The organism is Vibrio sp. N418, from assembly GCF_000222565.1.
Classification (GTDB): domain Bacteria; phylum Pseudomonadota; class Gammaproteobacteria; order Enterobacterales; family Vibrionaceae; genus Vibrio; species Vibrio scophthalmi.
In genome coordinates this window covers 48,207-64,201 of sequence record NZ_AFWD01000039.1, presented here as the reverse complement: position 1 = coordinate 64,201, position 15,995 = coordinate 48,207, and the positions used below count along the sequence as shown (strand labels likewise).

Sequence of the window (15,995 nt, the reverse complement as noted above, 5' to 3'; positions counted from 1 at the left end):
AGAACGTCACATCAATGCCAGTTTAGCAGTTGCTCAGATGTCAAAATACCGTTCCAATCGGCGTAAACATAATCACCGGGCTGAATCATTTGCTTTTGCAATGATAAGGTGACACCGATTTCACCAACATTTCGTTTTTCAGTTTTAAATGGGCACGTCCCTAACGCCATAATGCCCAGCTCCATTTCCGCCATCATCGCGACATCACGTACCGCGCCATAAACAATGATCCCTTCCCAATCGTTTTCAATCGCGAGAATGGCCAATTGATCACCGAGTAAAGCTTTTTGACATGAACCATTACCGTCGACAACCAACACTTTTCCTCGACCGTTCCGGCTTAACACTTCACGTACCTTGGAATTGTCGTGATAACAGCGAACCGTGACTATTTCACCCCAAAAGGCAGTACGGCGTCCAAAGTGACTTAGTGGTAAATTTACGTAAGTTACGTGACTTTCAAACTTGTCACAAATGTCAGGGGTTATGTCTCTCATGCTTTCCTCCATGAAGCTAATTTGAAATCCTTATCTCAGTCGATGGCACCACTCTCCTAGATCGATCTGGGTCTTATCTGATCGGCAAGACAACAAAAATAACTGGCCATCTTGCACAAAATAAATCGCGTTCTGCTGATATTTATGCGCTAACTCAACGGCGATTGAAAGCGAAATTTGCGCTGCAAAACTCTCTTCAAACCATGAAAAATCGTAATTACCGACCCATAATTTCATTGGGTAAAAATGTTGTAAATCATCACTCAAGTGCTTATTTCTTATGCTATTTTCACCATCAGAAAGCTTAACACTTTTCGGGTTACTCGCAGTAATGACAACAAAGTCATTAAGCTCAATTATTTTGTCAAATTTGAAGTAAGGATCACAGTAAATTTTCCACAAGTGAGCATCCATTATTGCACCAATCATTATTTTTACATTTGCCGGATACTATTAATATTTGTTACATTCGATCTATTGATATAAATCAACAAAGTGAATGGAATTAACATTTGGACGTTGTTAGCATGCTGTTAACTATATAAAATCCGTTTCAACGCCTAATAGCAATAAATCAGGGCAAGGAACCTCTTTTGAAAGAAAGTAACACCAAGGATGGCAGGCATTCAGAGATGAGTTTGAGAACAATCTTTGTTTTATCTCAAAATCAAATTACCTGTACGTAATGTTTTTGCCTAGAATTTATTCTATTAAACCATTTTTTTCACAAGTTTAGGTACCGCCAATGCAAACCCCGCAGATTCTGATTGTAGAAGATGAGCAAGTAACTCGTAACACTCTAAAGAGTATTTTTGAAGCAGAGGGATACGCTGTTTTTGAGGCCAGTGACGGTGAAGAGATGCACCACGTTCTGACAGAAAGTCAGATCAACTTGGTGATCATGGACATCAACCTGCCAGGTAAGAATGGTCTACTGCTTGCACGTGAACTGCGTGAGCAAGCAAATGTAGCTCTAATGTTCCTAACTGGTCGTGACAACGAAGTAGATAAGATCTTGGGCCTTGAAATCGGCGCTGATGACTACATCACTAAGCCTTTCAATCCGCGTGAACTGACTATCCGTGCTCGTAACCTACTAAACCGTTCTATGAACTCTAGTGCTGTTCAAGAAGAGAAACGTAGCGTAGAGAAATACCAATTCAACGGTTGGGTACTAGACATCAACAGTCGTTCACTGGTTAGCCCAAGTGCTGAAAGCTACAAGCTACCTCGTTCAGAGTTCCGTGCACTTCTACACTTCTGTGAGAACCCAGGCAAGATCCAAACTCGTGCAGATCTACTGAAGAAGATGACTGGTCGTGAGCTTAAGCCACACGATCGTACTGTTGACGTAACGATCCGTCGTATTCGTAAACACTTCGAATCAGTATCTGGTACGCCAGAAATCATCGCAACAATCCACGGTGAAGGTTACCGTTTTTGTGGCGAACTAGAAGACTAATCACTCTTCTCAAGATGCGAAAAAGGAGCCTATGGCTCCTTTTTTTTGGCTTTTATATTCCAGAAAGAAAAAAGGAGAAGAGAGAGAAGAGAATCGAGAAAAGAGAAATCGAGAATAAAAAAACGCCCATCAATGATGAGCGTCTTGGTCGACAGTATGATTCAGGCCGCTTAGCCTTTACCACCCTTAATCGCATTGATGATTTCGCTGGTTGAGCAGCCATCTTCAAAGTTGAGAACTTTCACTGCACCGCCATTAGCGATCACTTCAGCACCACCGGCAATCTCTTCCGGTTTGTAATCGCCACCTTTAACCAAAAGATCCGGTAACACAGCCGCAATTAAGCGCTGTGGGGTATCTTCTGAAAAAGGAACGACCCAATCAACCGCACCAAGGCCTGCTAGCACCGCCATACGGCGATCGGTTGGATTGACTGGACGACCTGGTCCTTTTAAGCGTTTCACTGACTCATCGGTATTTACCGCAACGATCAGACGTTGGCCTAATTTGGCTGCGTGATTAAGGTAAGAGACATGGCCTGCATGCAAAATATCGAAACAACCATTGGTCATCACCACTTTCTCACCACGAGATTGCGCCTTCTTCACAGCTTCAATCAAGCCTTGCTCAGAAATAACGCCGAAATCGGTATCATGGCTACCATGAATCGCTTCCGCTAGTTCAATCGTAGATAGGGTTGATGTACCCAATTTGCCAACCACGACCCCTGCCGCTGCATTCGCTAGCGCACAAGACTGATCAAGTGGTTTACCCGCGGCTACAGAAGCTGCCAAAACAGAAATGACTGTATCGCCCGCACCGGTGACATCAAACACTTCTTTCGCTTGCGTAGGCAGATGGAACGGCTCTTCGCCACGACGTAGTAATGTCATGCCATGTTCACTACGTGTCACCAACAGTGCTTCAAAATCAAACTGCTCAATCAGCGCGAGGCCTTTCTCAACCAATTCTTGGTCTGATTTTACTTTGCCAACAACCAGTTCAAACTCCGCCATGTTTGGCGTCAATAGTGTCGCACCACGGTAGCGTTCAAAATCGGCACCTTTCGGGTCGATAAATACCGGTACACCTGCAGCGCGTGCTTTTTGAATAAACTGCTGCACATGCTCTAACGCACCTTTATCGTAATCCGATAACACCACTGATTTTACGTTAGGCAAGGCTTGTTCCATACGCTCAAGGATCAGCGCGGCATCGACATTCTCAAACTTCTCTTCAAAGTCTAAGCGAATCAGTTGTTGACCACGACTCAGCACACGAAGCTTAGTAATGGTCGGAAAATCTGGCAGTGAAACAAAGTCACATTTTACTTTCAGTGCAGAGAGTGTCTCACTGAGTACATTCGCTGGTTCATCGATCCCTGTTAACCCAACGATATGAGCATGACCACCCAGTGATGCGATGTTCATAGCAACGTTAGCTGCACCGCCTGGTCGCTCTTCGTTGTTTTCTACTTTCACTACAGGTACAGGCGCTTCCGGCGAAATACGGCCTGTCGGGCCATGCCAATAGCGGTCTAACATTACGTCACCAACAATAAGAACGCCTGCTTGACTGTAGTCAGGTAGGATTGGTTTCATTGTGAATCTCCAATATGTATATCTGGCCAAAGTTTATCATAGGGTTTTGACCGCCTAAACCTTTGTATAGCCAAGTGATGGCAAGAAGTTGTCTTTAGCGTCCGGGTCGGTTCTCTCCAGCAAGCATCTCGAGGTCACTTGGCTCGTCATTACTATTCTAACCACTGCTGCCACACCTCTATCACTAAAGCGCGTTCTTGGACAAACTTATCCTCTGCCAAGTCCGTATCAAGGTTAAGTAGATTGCGGTGATGGATCTGATCGCGCATCATGGTGTAAGCATTGGTCACTGCAAGCGCTTGTGATTCATCCATAATACCTTGTGCGATCAAAGACTCGAAAATACGCACATTATCAGACCAACGTGTCAACTTAGGCTTTTGATGACTGTAGTTGAGAACTAAGTATTGAGCGAGAAACTCAATATCGGTGATGCCGCCTGGATCTTGCTTGAGCATAAAGCGACCAGCTTTTTTACCGCCTAAATGATCCCGCATTTTGATCCGCATATCGACCACTTGCTTCTTCAAATCATCACTATCACGCGGCAGGGTCAAAATCGCATGACGGATTTGACCAAATGCCTGTTGCAACGGCTCATCACCATAAATCATACGCGCACGTACCAAGGCTTGGTGCTCCCATGTCCACGCTTCATTCCTTTGATACTCTTCAAACGCATCCGTTGGACTCACCAATAGACCTGATACTCCAGAAGGACGTAAGCGAGTGTCCACTTCGTAGAGAATGCCTGAAGCGGTGCGGATCGAAAAAATATGGATAATACGTTGAGCAAGGCGCAGATAAAATTGGCGCCCATCTATCTCTTTTTTACCATCGGTGTAAGCACTGACCGGACAATCGTGCATAAAAACAATATCGAGATCAGAATTATAACCAAGCTCCCAACCACCGACCTTGCCGTAACCAACCACCGCAAAACCTTTACCTTCACGGTCTTTTAAATGATTAGGCTGGCCATACTTCTCACACATTTGCAGCCAAGCTTGATTGACCACCGACTCCACAATCGCTTCTGACAGGTAGGTTAAGTGGTCGCTCACTTTCATCACCGGTAATACACCAGCAATATCCGCCGCCGCAATGCGTAAAATACAAATTTGCTTAAACTGGCGCAGCGCTTCTATCTGCTGCTCCATGTCATCTTCAGGAATACGCGCCAAATAGTCTCGCAGTTCGGTACGGTAAGAGTCGAGCGGAACAGGGTTGTACAACTGCTGAGGATCAATCAGCTCATCCAACAAAATAGGATAACGGCCTAATTGCTCCGAAATCATCGGACTGGCGGTACATAAACGTACGAGTTGCGTTAATGCCGCTTCATGCTCATCGAGCAGTTCTAGGTAAGTCGTACGCGTGACGATTTTATGCAGCAAATGCAGCACTCGCGATAAACCAAATTTGGCATCTTGATGGGCAAAGATGGCTTGGAATATTTTCGGCATTAAGCGGTTTAGCACTTCACGTCCACGCGGGCCCAAGGTTTTCTTCGCCAGATCGCTCTTAAACTGAATAATGGTTTGGGTTAATTCTGCGCTTTCTTCTAGTTGCAAGTCATGGCTAAGGATCTGCTCAAGTACATCGGCTTTATGCGCCATATCCCACAACTCTTGAAAGTGTTGCGCCACTTCCATTTGATCTTCATCATCATCGCCAATCAGATGAGTAAACACTTGATGGACATTGGTCATGTGTAGACGAATATCATCCAATAATGCCGACCAACTTAGATAGCCCATTGCCGTCGCCAAGGGCAATTGTTCCTGCTCACTTTCTGGCAGTGTTTGCGTTTGCTTATCGGCCATCGCTTGCAGCAGGTTTTCTAAACGACGTAGGAACTTATATGCCTCAGTTAGATGGGTGATCTCTTGCTTATTGAGCAGTTCTAACTCATCAATCGCCTCTAACGTCACCAATAAACCTCGTTGACGTAAACTTGGCTCACGTCCACCGCGGATCAATTGGAACACTTGAGCAATAAACTCAATCTCACGTATCCCCCCCGCACCGAGCTTGATGTTGTTAGTCAGCCCACGGCGGCGTACTTCACTGCTAATCATTGATTTCATGCGGCGCAGTGATTGAATCGCACTAAAATCGATATAGCGACGGAAGACAAAAGGACGCAGCATTTTCCGCAGTTCTTGATATTGCGGATACATTTCGCTGCCCATTACGCGCGCTTTAATCATCGCGTAACGCTCCCAATCCCGTCCTTGTTCTTGGTAATAATCTTCCAATGCAGCATAGCTCATCACTAAAGGCCCGCTGTCACCAAATGGGCGCAAGCGCATGTCAACGCGATAACAGAAGCCATCAAAGGTTTGTTGATCGAGTGCTTTGATGATCCGTTGACCTAAACGGGTGAAGAACTGAGCGTTAGAAATACTTCGGCGAGTGCCTTGTGTCTCACCGTTTTCAGGGTAGGTAAAAATCAAGTCGATATCAGATGAGAAATTCAGTTCACCGCCACCCAGTTTGCCCATACCAATGATCAGCATCGGTTGCGCTTCACCTTGCTCATTACATGGCGTGCCCCATTGCTCGCAACACGCTTTGTATTGCCACTGATAAGTCTCAAATATCATCGCTTCAGCCAAATAGGAGAGATGCTTTAAGCTTTGTTCTAACGGCCAAGTGGCATTAAAGTCGCGCCAAGCGATGTAGCTCATCTCACGATTACGGAACTGGCGTAGTATGCGTAGCCCTGCCACTTCATCGTGACAATCCTCTAGCAAGGATGCCAGATGTTGACGATAATCTTCACAGCGTTGTGGATCGCTCAGCATACTTGGCAGGATTTGACGCAAAGTTTCATCCCTAGCTAGCGTTTCAATCACAAATGGACTTAGCCCTGCGACGTATTGTAATTGCTGATATATGTCAGCAGGCCAATGCTGTTCCAGTTGATACTCTTCCAATTGAGCGAGTGCTGATTGAGAGGTGGCCAAGAGGGTTTCAGGCAATGGCATGGGGCTTCCTTGTAATTTACTGGCTGAGATATCTTATCTGAGCTTGATTGCGGCTTTGAAACGCTAGTTATAGCAAACTTTACGCAATAAAAAACGCCTGCTAATTGTTAGCAGGCGTCTATTCACTCAGTCTGTGAGATTACACTCTAAATGCGCTGATCTTCTTATCTAACTCTTCGGCATTTTGCTGCATGATTTCTGAGGTTTCGAGCAACTCTCCCACCACCGTCACCGAGGCTTCAACGAGTTCTCGAACATTGGTCAGGTTTTGGTTCATCTCTTCCGCCACGCTGCTTTGCTGGCCAGCGGCGGTAGCAATTTGGAAGTTCATATCATTGATTTGATTCACTTGCAGAACGATACCATCCAGCTCAGTACCAGCGTTAGTGACCAGTTCAACGCCTTCCGCTGCTTCCACAACGCTTTTTTCCATCAAATCAACAGCTGAACTTGCGCTTGATTGCAGTTGCGAGATCATTTCTTGGATTTCGATGGTCGCTTGTTGGGTGCGTTGAGCAAGATTACGTACTTCATCAGCGACAACAGCAAAGCCACGGCCCGCTTCACCAGCACGTGCCGCTTCAATCGCCGCGTTCAATGCTAGCAAGTTAGTTTGCTCCGAAATACCTTGGATAGTACCCACAACACTACCAATCGCATCAACGCTCTCTTCCACTTCATTTACCGCTTGAGCCGACGCTGAAATATCTTGTGACAGCTCACTGATCTTACTCACGGTATCTTGCACAAAACGTTGACCTGTCGCCGCTTGAGTAGAGGCACTTTCCGTTAATGAAGAAGCGCTTTGCGCATGATCTGCAACAGTTTGCACCGTTGAGGTCATTTCGCTCATTGCGGTTGCCAATTGGTCAATTTCTTCAAACTCTTCTTGAGCTGATTCTTTGGTTTCCGACATGCTCAAAGTCATCACTTCCGTTAGCCCCGCTAACTCTTGCGAAGAACTTAGCTGCACCTTGATTAACTCTTGCAACTGAGAGCGGGTCTTTTCCAGCTCACGCGCCACATCACCATATTCATCTTTGCATTGCAGTAGGATTGGAGAAGAGAGATCGCCACTGGCCATCTTTTTAATCGCTTCATTGAGATAGTGGGTTTGACGTAGCATCACTCTTGCGGCAAACAACAAAATAACGACAAAGACTCCAATTAACAGCATGGTTTGCCATACTACTTGTACTAGGTAGGCTTCATAATGTTCACGAGCAACTTCAGCGCTGTCAGTGACCATCAAAAGTGAGTCGTAGAACGTATTAGCGTCCCATAGCTGCTTGCCGACGATCAGTAAGGTACTGAACACCATCAGCAACGCCATTTTAGGAACCAGTCGAATATCCGTAATCACTCGTTCCCACGGCTTAAATGCCATTGTCGTCATATTAGTTCTCCGCTAAGTCATATATTCTAAATAGAATAAAATTACTGCCGCCCACCTTTTTGGTACTTTTTTACTAGCACCAACAATTTATTTTGAGCCTCGTATGAATACAAATGATACCAAAGACGACACGAAGCCGATGAGCTTGTTATCACTAATTCTTTCTTTTATGGCGTTATTTGTGATCTCTGGCTTATTGTTTATGCCGATCAGTGATGAAACACGTCAGGTTCTTATCGGCCTGGATTTCATCATCTGCAGTATTTTTATACTGCAACTATCGATTGATTTGATCCGCGCCACAGATCGGGTGCAATTTTTGAAACGCCATTGGATCGATTTCCTTGCGAGTCTGCCTATGATCGAACCATTACGTTTTGCTCGCCTCTTTCATATTCTGCGCGTGGTGTTGGTTATTCGCTCCAGTCGTAGCGTGGTTAAGCAACTTTTAAGCAATCGCAAAGAAACCACCATTGCATCGATATTGCTATTGCTGGTGATCTTATTGACGTTAGGTTCTAGCATGATGTTGTTTCTTGAAGGCCATTCGCCGGATGCCAATATCAAAACGGGCGGCGATGCACTGTGGTGGGCTCTAGTGACAATTTCTACCGTCGGCTACGGTGATCACTATCCAGTCACTGATGCAGGTAAAATCCTCGCCTCCGGTGTGATCCTTTGTGGCGTGGGGTTGTTTGGTATGATTTCCGGCTTAATCACTTCGATGATCACCTCGCCAACACGAATGCAAGCGCTAAAAGCGGAACAAAAAGAGCAGCAAATGATCGCACTATTAGAACAACAACAAACGATTTTGACCCGATTAGAAAAACTCGAACGCAGAATGACCCGCGATATCGATAAGCTACATCAAGATAACGACCACAAAAAAGGAGAGCAATAGCTCTCCTTTTCATTTCAGTAAGTCAACAAAAATTATTCTTGCCAGTAAGGCTCAGCTTCAATACTGATGGCACGAGTTTGCTCCATCGCATGTAAGATTGAACTTTCTTGACGAAGCAACCAGCGTTCAAGCTGCTCACGCTCATCACCTTCTAACTTATCCACCAACTGCTTTAATGGTTTCAAGGTTAGTAAGTCATCAATACCTTGTAGCAGATCAGCCCAAGGTAGACGGAAGCGGTTTCGTTCATCGGCATCATATAAACTGGCAAAACCAACACCAGTGTATAAGTTACGCATTAAATGATACTGCTGATCGATGTAATCTTGTGACACCAACTCTTTTTCTGGTGGGAACGCGGCCATTAACTCATGCCACGTACGTTCTAACTGCACGACCGAGAAAGGTAAGATGTTTTGCGAAATCGCACTGCGTGACTTGTCATCCAAGAATGGCTGCCAGCCGCGGGTTAAAATCCAACGACTAAGATCCAGCAACAAAGCGGTGTAACGCGCCGAATTAAATTGCTCAAGCATCTCTTCACGAGAAGGAAGATCTTGTTGCAAGTCAGACAGCTCTTTAATCAAGAACTTGCGAGCATCAAGTTTACGTAACGCATGACCTTTGTCTTCTAACAGATCATCTAAATAGTCGAACTGCTTTATCCATGCCAGATCCTGCTCAAGCCACTTCAGCTCTTGGCGAATCAAAGCGCTCGCTTTACGCGGTACCACATCACCGAAAATGGTAAAGGTTTGACGAATAAAACTGATGGCATTTTTGATCTCATGCAGTGCATCAATCGACTCACGCTCAGAGTAGATCTGTTCGTGGTAATGCCAATGAGACAATGCGTGCTCAAGAGAGTTAATCAGGCAAGATTCTAGTGAGTCATTTTTATCCGTATCCACTAGCGCCATCGGCTTGACTTGATCACCTTGATAGCCCAACGCTAAGCGATAGCCGCGTGCGGCTTTGCTTAAATTGCCCAAACGCATCCCGCCTGCATCACTGAAAGTGCGAGCCAGCGTAAATAAAGCGTCAGTCTGGCCTGATTTAAGCTCCAACTCCACTTCACAGATGGTATCGGTTAGATCACCAGAGATAACCACACCTTGGTCAAAAGCGACTTCAACTTGACTGCCATCCGCCATACAAACCAACCACTGTTCACGCGTGAAGTTGGTCGAAAATAACGGAGATAATTCACTTTGCAGTGTGTCGATACTTTTGCCATTTGGCCAAATATCACTCGGATGCAGGGCAAGCACTGGATCGTTACAGTTATGTTCGGCATTATATTCAGGTCGTTGATGCAAGCCAGCGACGACGCGTCCTGCCGTCTTGACTGTTTGAACATAGACTTCATCGAAGCGACGAATGCGGAGACCAATATCATGCTGTCTCAACCAGTTATCAGGTGTGTCAAAGTAGGTGTTACCTAGCTCTCGACAGCTGTGCTGAAGAACCTTTGTTTCGGAAATCTTATTACGTAAAGTTTCTGAAAATTCTGGAGAAACAAAAAACTTCAGTTCTATCTCGGTTTCCATAGTTATACCTTTCAAAGCAGATAGAGACAGGATATTGCCTAATTTCTCACTCGGCAAGAGCGAAATATCGCTCGAATGATGATCTAAAACAGTTTTAATGACAGATTTAATGCGTTACCATGCGCGCCTTTATAGCCATCGTTCAACATTTCATCTTCAAAAGGGTGTATGTTATTTATAGGTTATATTAATTAGGTTGAATGACCATGCCAGTAAATACAATTATGGGGTTATTTGCAAAGTCCCCTATTAAGCCTTTGCAGCGCCACGTAGTGTGCGTAAATGAATGCTGTTCTCACCTTGTAAACTTCTTCGAAGTTTGTGCGCAAGGAGACTGGGAAAAAGCATCTGAAATTCGTGCTCAAATTTCTCACCTTGAGAAAGAAGCGGATGTGCTAAAGCGCGAAATTCGTCTGAAACTTCCTCGTGGTTTGTTTATGCCTGTGGATCGTAGCGACATGCTGGAGCTACTAACGCAGCAAGACAAACTTGCAAACCTTGCAAAAGACATCGCAGGTCGTGTTTATGGCCGCCAACTGTCTATCCCTGCTCCTCTTCAAGAGAACTTTATCGCTTACGTGAAACGTTGTTTAGACGCGGCACAACAAGCGCAAAAAGTGATCAATGAGCTGGATGAATTGTTGGAGACAGGATTCAAAGGCCGTGAAGTCACTCTGGTTGCAGAGATGATTAATCAGTTGGACATGATTGAAGATGACACTGATGCGATGCAAATCCAACTTCGCCAACAGCTAATGTTGATCGAACAAGATTTGAATCCAATCGATGTGATGTTCCTTTACAAAATTTTAGAATGGGTAGGTGGTATTGCCGATCAAGCACAACGTGTTGGTGCTCGATTAGAAGTAATGCTGTCACGCTCATAACGTTAAGTTAAACTCAATAACGAAGAGTATTTTTTAGCACACCCCAGTTAGGCAATGAATATATCGGCGCCGATGGGGCTTTCTCGTGTCAAAAATTTGCTCCGCTTGTTATCAAACAACTAGGTATTACGATGGATATCCTTGCGAACTACGGCACTGTCCTGATTATTGTTGCAGCTTTATTCGGTTTCATGATGGCAATTGGTATTGGTGCGAATGACGTTGCCAATGCGATGGGTACATCAGTAGGCTCGAAAGCACTGACAGTAAAACAAGCAATCATCATTGCGATGATCTTTGAATTTGCAGGTGCTTACCTTGCCGGTGGTGAAGTAACCGATACAATCCGTAAAGGCGTCATCGAAACGTCTCTTTTCGCTTCTCAACCTGACGTGCTTGTGTACGGCATGATGTCAGCGCTATTAGCCGCTGGTACATGGCTATTACTGGCCTCTTACATGGGTTGGCCGGTATCAACTACACACTCAATTATCGGTGCAATCATCGGCTTTGCTTGTGTATCAGTCGGTACTGAAGCGGTTGACTGGAGCAGTGTTCAAGGCATCGTTGGTAGCTGGATTGTTACCCCTGTTATTTCTGGCTTCTTCGCTTATGTGATTTTTGTCAGCGCACAACGACTGATCTTCGATACTGAGAAACCTCTTCTCAATGCGAAGCGCTTTGTACCTGTCTACATGTTCATTACCACTATGGTGATTGCGCTAGTAACGATTAAGAAAGGTCTTAAACACGTTGGTCTACACCTATCAAACGGTGAAGCGTGGGTCTGGGCTGCTGCGGTTTCAGCATTAGTAATGGTTGGCGGTTACTTCTACATCCAGAAGAAATTTGCTAACCGTGAAGATGACCACGGCTTTGCTGGCGTAGAAGGTATCTTCAGCGTATTGATGGTAATCACCGCGTGTGCAATGGCATTTGCCCATGGTTCAAACGATGTTGCAAACGCAATCGGTCCTCTAGCAGCTGTTGTATCAACGGTTGAACATATGGGAGCGGTTAGCGGTAAGAGCGAAATCGTATGGTGGATCCTTCCACTAGGTGGTTTTGGTATCGTGGTTGGTCTAGCAACGCTAGGTCACAAAGTAATGGCAACTGTAGGTACTGGTATTACCGAACTAACGCCTAGCCGTGGCTTTGCCGCTCAGCTAGCAACAGCCTGCACTGTGGTACTTGCTTCTGGTACTGGTCTACCAATCTCAACCACACAAACACTGGTTGGTGCGATTTTAGGTGTTGGTTTTGCTCGTGGTATCGCGGCGCTAAACCTAGGTGTTATTCGTAACATCGTGGCATCTTGGATTGTAACATTGCCAGCTGGCGCACTATTAGCGGTCGTATTCTTCTACGCTATTCAAGCGTCATTTGGCTAGTCAATAGGTCAGGACTGTGTAAATGCACTGTCATTATTGACTCAAGACCGCAGAAAGGGAGGCTTAGCCTCCCTTCTTTGTTGCACCAGAAAAAAAAACTTCATACTATTTGCAGTTCGGGAGTATCTCCCTCGCTGAAAGCTTGATGACTGTTAAAGGATTTACCGTGAAAAAATTGGTTTTTTTGATCTTAGCATGTGTAATTGCCGTACCTGCTGCAATGGCTAAAGATCGCTTTATCTCTGATAATCTCTTCACCTATATGCATGCTGGTCCAAGCAACCAGTTCCGAATCATTGGTAGTGTCAATGCTGGCGAGAAAGTGAATCTTGTCAGTGTGGACAAAAAGTCGGGCTATAGCCAAGTTGTAGACAGCCGTGGTCGTAAAGGTTGGGTATCCACCAGCTTTATCACCACTCAAGAAGGCATGTCGACTCGCCTACCTAAGCTGGAAAAAGAGCTCTCGGTAGTGAAAGAGAAGCTGGCTAACGCTAACGACATCGCTAACCGCGAAAAAGAAGGTCTGGTCGATTCTCTCAATACCCGTAACAGCCAGATTTCTGAGCTGGAAAAAAATTACGGCGACATGAGCCAGCAGTTAACCGCGTCTCAAACAGAAGTTCGTAACCTACGTGCGAAGCTTGATACGCAAAAAGATGATTTACTGCTTAAGTACTTTATGTATGGCGGTGGTGTTGCTGGTATCGGCTTGCTATTCGGCTTGGTGTTACCTCACCTTGTACCGCGCAAGCGTCGCTCGCCAAACGGTTGGGCATAAGCATTCATTAAAAAAGGTCACGCTGGCGTGACCTTTTTTATTATCTGATGATCGGCAAGCTTTCTTGAACAATGGATGATAACGATTAGCCTTGCCAATCGTATAACGCCGGTACTCGTATCATCTCGCCTTGGAAGTCAATCACACATGCTTGTGGCTCAATCGCAATCAAAGCGACATCATGACCAATTCGATCACCTTGTTTGTACTCGACACCATTAATTTTCACCCAACGTTTCGCTTCATTACTTGAGTAAACATGGGTTTGGAAATTCAACGGCGGTAATCTACCCGCCCACTGACGGCTGTTTTCCGCTAATGCCTGCGCCGCGATACCTTGCTCTACGTCGACCTCCGCCTCTGGAGACGCCATCGCCGCTTGTAGACGCTGAGCGATATCAGGAGATAAGCCGCTTAAATCGAGTCCACTCAGTAAGTCATCTTCACTCACCTCTTGCTCATCAAGTGCTTGCTTGCTCGGTTCCATATTCGATGGGCTACTCACTTGATTCGCCACTTTACTCTCAACTGACTCCGTCGATGAGAACGTGTCATCAACCAGCATGTTATCGTTCACATCGAACTGATGATGAGTCGTCTCCGCCAATTCTAAAAACTGCGGATACGGCAAAATAGCCAAGGGGGCAGAGCGATCCACAATCTCAACCTTACCCTGATTGTTAGCCAACCAAGCCTCTCGCTGAGCTTGATAGTCGCTATAAGCTTGCCAGCCCAGCACCACAACCGGAGGCATTAATAGCAAGCTCAGCATCATTGGCCAGCGACGATGACGAATTGGCGCTGGCTTTAAATGGTATTGCAATGGCGCAGAATGATGACTCTGATAGCCTTGCTGCGACACGCTAAGTTGCTCAATTAGGTTTGCCATTATAATGCCTCACTTAACATCAAAGACGGCGCTTGATCTTGCGATAATAGTTCTAGGCGCTGTAACGTACGCTGCCCAGCAATACCATCAACACTCAACCCCTGCCATTGCTGAAACATAGTGACTTTTTGCTTCAATACTTCGCCGTAGCGCTCCGTCTCGCCCATTGGTAAACCAAGCACTTCAGACAGTTGATAATCTAAACTCGCCACTGGATGACCGCTCATGCCCGGTTTAAGTGCTTGATGCCACAATTTTTGCCAAATCAAATAATATTCACCTGACCAGATTTGATCTAGCCATTGGCGCTCAAATGCCACTCTCTGGCCATCAATCAATAATTCTACCTGTTCATTACTGGCTTTATACAACAACGCATAATGGGTCGCTTGGTCAACGGTTAAGGTTAACACCGCCGGTAAATTAGTCGCTAACAGTTGCTCAAACGAACCCTGAAAGCTCTGACAATGAAACTGGGACTGTGCGTTATCTAGGCACATTGTATCGACCACAGAGGCGCGATATCCCCACACCTTATACAACTCATCTATTTGGCTCGCTAACGGCTTACTGTGACTTAGCAGCGCTGTCAGCTCGCTAGGGAACACCTCTTGTTGCTCCACACGATTTGGTTTAGCTGGGTAGTGTTGTTCAATATAGATTTGAGCTTGCTGCTGAAAAGGCTGTTGCAGATACTGTGGAGCGTAAAACCAAGCACACAATGCCAAAGCTCCACCCAAGGAAGCATACAGTAACGTCGATAAGCCGTAACGCAGCGCAGGTTGGTTATCGCTTACCGCGGGTGAAGCATAACTGGCTTGAAAGCTCATCACCTCTTCACACGCCGCAAGAACGGTTTGCTGAGATGGCTGCGCTTCACCGAGGTGATAAGCGCGCTTGAGCGCGGCATCGCACACCAAATTCACCAACCGCGGAATGCCCAGCGTGGCTTGCGCGATATGTTTAAGTGATTTAGTAGAGAAGAGATCGCGGTTACCACCGGCAAGCTGCAGGCGAAATTGAATGTATTTCGCCGTTTCATCACCATCGAGTGGCAACAAATGATAGCGACCAGTGATCCGTTGCGCGAGTTGACGCAACTGCGGCATTTGTAATTTTTGCTGCAATTCAGGCTGACCAATCAATAGTACCTTGAGCAGTTTTCGTTGCTCCGTCTCTAGATTGGTCAGTAACCTTAGTTGCTCTAACACTTCTGCCGACAGGTGCTGCGCTTCATCAATCAAAAGTAAGGTCTGCTTGCCCTGGGCATAGCTATCGAGTAAGAACTGCTTAATTAGCTGAGTCAGTTGCTTGAGGCTTGCCTGTTCCGGATAGGCTAAACTAAATTCATCACAGATCGCTTCCAACAGTTCACTATTGCTAAAGGTCGGGTTGAGTATACAGCCAGTTTGAGTCGTGCCATCGAGCGCCTTGAGCATCGCTTTTGAAACAGTGGTTTTTCCGGTACCCACTTCCCCTGTCAGCATCGCAAAACCACCACCATCTCCCAACCCAGCTTGAAGGTGATGCATTGCTTCTTTATGACGTTGACTTAAATAGAGAAACCGTGAGTTCGGTACAATGGAAAACGGTAACTCGACAAATCCAAAATGAGTGTTATACATGATAATGGTCGCTGGGAATTTA

Annotated in this window: 13 protein-coding genes; 5 read left to right on the top strand and 8 right to left on the bottom strand. The window is 45.7% G+C overall.

Going from position 1 to position 15,995, the window contains the following annotated elements; all coding sequences use genetic code 11:
• Positions 1-11 precede the first annotated feature (11 nt).
• The gene (locus tag RH86_RS07410; RefSeq protein ID WP_009385772.1) at positions 12-497 is read right to left on the bottom strand and encodes a putative 4-hydroxy-4-methyl-2-oxoglutarate aldolase; all 486 of its coding nucleotides are present in this window, start codon (positions 495-497) and stop codon (positions 12-14) included.
• Positions 498-527: 30 nt separating this feature from the next.
• The gene (locus RH86_RS07405; protein WP_038219415.1) at positions 528-926 is read right to left on the bottom strand and encodes a DUF3293 domain-containing protein; all 399 of its coding nucleotides are present in this window, start codon (positions 924-926) and stop codon (positions 528-530) included.
• A gap of 316 nt (positions 927-1,242) precedes the next feature.
• On the opposite strand from RH86_RS07405, the gene arcA reads away from it, so the two are divergent.
• On the top strand, positions 1,243-1,959 hold the full coding sequence (gene arcA / locus RH86_RS07400) for a two-component system response regulator ArcA (protein ID WP_005599232.1): 717 nt from the start codon (positions 1,243-1,245) through the stop codon (positions 1,957-1,959).
• Between the two features lie 170 nt (positions 1,960-2,129).
• Here the strand turns inward: arcA and hldE are convergent, their stop codons facing one another.
• The 3 genes from hldE to RH86_RS07385 all read right to left on the bottom strand — a co-directional run bounded on the left by hldE (position 2,130) and on the right by RH86_RS07385 (position 7,949).
• On the bottom strand, positions 2,130-3,560 hold the full coding sequence (gene hldE / locus RH86_RS07395; protein WP_005599231.1) for a bifunctional D-glycero-beta-D-manno-heptose-7-phosphate kinase/D-glycero-beta-D-manno-heptose 1-phosphate adenylyltransferase HldE: 1,431 nt from the start codon (positions 3,558-3,560) through the stop codon (positions 2,130-2,132).
• A gap of 152 nt (positions 3,561-3,712) precedes the next feature.
• Positions 3,713-6,553, bottom strand: coding sequence for a bifunctional [glutamate--ammonia ligase]-adenylyl-L-tyrosine phosphorylase/[glutamate--ammonia-ligase] adenylyltransferase (gene glnE, locus RH86_RS07390; RefSeq protein WP_009385770.1), 2,841 nt, complete (start codon positions 6,551-6,553; stop codon positions 3,713-3,715).
• Between the two features lie 139 nt (positions 6,554-6,692).
• Positions 6,693-7,949 (bottom strand): methyl-accepting chemotaxis protein, encoded by a 1,257-nt coding sequence (locus tag RH86_RS07385; protein WP_009385769.1) that lies wholly within the window; start codon positions 7,947-7,949, stop codon positions 6,693-6,695.
• Between the two features lie 103 nt (positions 7,950-8,052).
• On the opposite strand from RH86_RS07385, the gene RH86_RS07380 reads away from it, so the two are divergent.
• Positions 8,053-8,853 carry a potassium channel family protein gene (locus tag RH86_RS07380; protein ID WP_009385768.1) on the top strand — a complete coding sequence of 267 codons (801 nt, stop codon included), beginning with the start codon at positions 8,053-8,055 and terminating at the stop codon, positions 8,851-8,853.
• Between the two features lie 32 nt (positions 8,854-8,885).
• Here RH86_RS07380 and RH86_RS07375 read toward each other — a convergent pair whose 3' ends face one another.
• A complete protein-coding gene (locus RH86_RS07375) occupies positions 8,886-10,403 on the bottom strand; it encodes an inorganic triphosphatase (RefSeq protein ID WP_009385767.1) in 1,518 nt (505 codons plus the stop codon).
• Between the two features lie 206 nt (positions 10,404-10,609).
• Between RH86_RS07375 and RH86_RS07370 the strand changes: the two genes are divergently transcribed.
• The 3 genes from RH86_RS07370 (at position 10,610) to RH86_RS07360 (ending at position 13,459) form a co-directional block, all read left to right on the top strand.
• Positions 10,610-11,290, top strand: a complete 681-nt coding sequence (locus RH86_RS07370; RefSeq protein WP_005599225.1) for a TIGR00153 family protein — start codon at positions 10,610-10,612, stop codon at positions 11,288-11,290.
• A 131-nt stretch (positions 11,291-11,421) separates the two neighbouring features.
• Positions 11,422-12,681 (top strand): inorganic phosphate transporter, encoded by a 1,260-nt coding sequence (locus RH86_RS07365; protein WP_009385766.1) that lies wholly within the window; start codon positions 11,422-11,424, stop codon positions 12,679-12,681.
• Positions 12,682-12,847: 166 nt separating this feature from the next.
• Entirely contained in the window at positions 12,848-13,459 is a 612-nt protein-coding gene (locus tag RH86_RS07360; protein ID WP_005599222.1) for a TIGR04211 family SH3 domain-containing protein, read from the top strand.
• An 85-nt stretch (positions 13,460-13,544) separates the two neighbouring features.
• Here RH86_RS07360 and RH86_RS07355 read toward each other — a convergent pair whose 3' ends face one another.
• Positions 13,545-14,348 carry a general secretion pathway protein GspB gene (locus RH86_RS07355; protein ID WP_009385765.1) on the bottom strand — a complete coding sequence of 268 codons (804 nt, stop codon included), beginning with the start codon at positions 14,346-14,348 and terminating at the stop codon, positions 13,545-13,547.
• A complete protein-coding gene (locus tag RH86_RS07350) occupies positions 14,348-15,973 on the bottom strand; it encodes an ExeA family protein (protein ID WP_038219420.1) in 1,626 nt (541 codons plus the stop codon). The genes RH86_RS07355 and RH86_RS07350 overlap by 1 nt, the downstream gene beginning before the upstream one ends.
• Positions 15,974-15,995: the final 22 nt, after the last annotated feature.

Coding starts and splice junctions, on each gene's coding strand:
- RH86_RS07410 (WP_009385772.1), bottom strand. CDS start 497: ATGAGAGACATAACCCCTGACATTTGTGACAAGTTTGAAAGTCACGTA.
- RH86_RS07405 (WP_038219415.1), bottom strand. CDS start 926: ATGATTGGTGCAATAATGGATGCTCACTTGTGGAAAATTTACTGTGAT.
- arcA (WP_005599232.1), top strand. CDS start 1,243: ATGCAAACCCCGCAGATTCTGATTGTAGAAGATGAGCAAGTAACTCGT.
- hldE (WP_005599231.1), bottom strand. CDS start 3,560: ATGAAACCAATCCTACCTGACTACAGTCAAGCAGGCGTTCTTATTGTT.
- glnE (WP_009385770.1), bottom strand. CDS start 6,553: ATGCCATTGCCTGAAACCCTCTTGGCCACCTCTCAATCAGCACTCGCT.
- RH86_RS07385 (WP_009385769.1), bottom strand. CDS start 7,949: ATGACGACAATGGCATTTAAGCCGTGGGAACGAGTGATTACGGATATT.
- RH86_RS07380 (WP_009385768.1), top strand. CDS start 8,053: ATGAATACAAATGATACCAAAGACGACACGAAGCCGATGAGCTTGTTA.
- RH86_RS07375 (WP_009385767.1), bottom strand. CDS start 10,403: ATGGAAACCGAGATAGAACTGAAGTTTTTTGTTTCTCCAGAATTTTCA.
- RH86_RS07370 (WP_005599225.1), top strand. CDS start 10,610: ATGCCAGTAAATACAATTATGGGGTTATTTGCAAAGTCCCCTATTAAG.
- RH86_RS07365 (WP_009385766.1), top strand. CDS start 11,422: ATGGATATCCTTGCGAACTACGGCACTGTCCTGATTATTGTTGCAGCT.
- RH86_RS07355 (WP_009385765.1), bottom strand. CDS start 14,348: ATGGCAAACCTAATTGAGCAACTTAGCGTGTCGCAGCAAGGCTATCAG.
- RH86_RS07350 (WP_038219420.1), bottom strand. CDS start 15,973: ATGTATAACACTCATTTTGGATTTGTCGAGTTACCGTTTTCCATTGTA.